Source organism: Vibrio sp. 1978 (assembly GCF_033344345.1).
This window is the reverse complement of sequence record NZ_JAWPOP010000465.1, coordinates 1-699: the sequence shown is the minus strand read 5'-3', so window position 1 is coordinate 699 and position 699 is coordinate 1. Positions and strand designations below refer to the sequence as shown.

Below are 699 nucleotides of genomic sequence, written 5' to 3'. Positions count from 1 at the left end.
CGTTTTGGCCATTTCGAGCACCTTTTCTATACCAATCAATTGGCAGAGCAAAAGTTGCTGGCGGACAAAGTCATCGAGTGGCACTTTGCTGATTGTGCGTCGGCAGAGAAGCCATACGCTGCAATGTTTGGTGAAATTGTTCAGAAAACAGCGGACATGATTGCTTACTGGCAAGCGTATGGGTTTGCTCATGGCGTGATGAACACCGATAACATGTCAATTCTCGGGCAAACCTTTGATTACGGGCCATTTGGTTTTCTCGACGATTATGAACCGGGGTACATTTGTAACCATTCTGATTATCAGGGGCGTTATGCGTTCGAGCAGCAACCGCGAATTGCCCTGTGGAATCTTTCTGCTTTGGCACATGCCTTATCACCGCTCGTCGAGCGAGAAGATTTAGAACAGGCACTGAGCCAATTTGAAGGGCGTTTAAGCCAGCAGTTTAGCTGCTTGATGCGCAGTAAGCTGGGTTTGAAAACAAAAATTGCAGAAGACGGACGTTTGTTTGAGTCGATGTTTGAACTGCTTAATCAGAATCATACCGACTACACGCGATTCTTTAGAGCGTTGTCCAACCTCGATAAACAGCCAGCGCAAGAGGTCATTGATTTGTTTATTGACCGGGAAGCCGCCCAAGCGTGGCTTGATTTGTATTTGGCTCGATGTGAGCTGGAGGTAGATGAAATTGGTGAGCCG

Annotated in this window: 1 protein-coding gene; it reads left to right on the top strand. The window is 47.2% G+C overall.

Annotation, left to right across the window (positions count from 1 at the left end; all coding sequences use genetic code 11):
* Positions 1–699: protein adenylyltransferase SelO family protein (locus R8N49_RS27255; RefSeq protein WP_318190467.1), on the top strand; the 699-nt coding region annotated here is incomplete at both ends.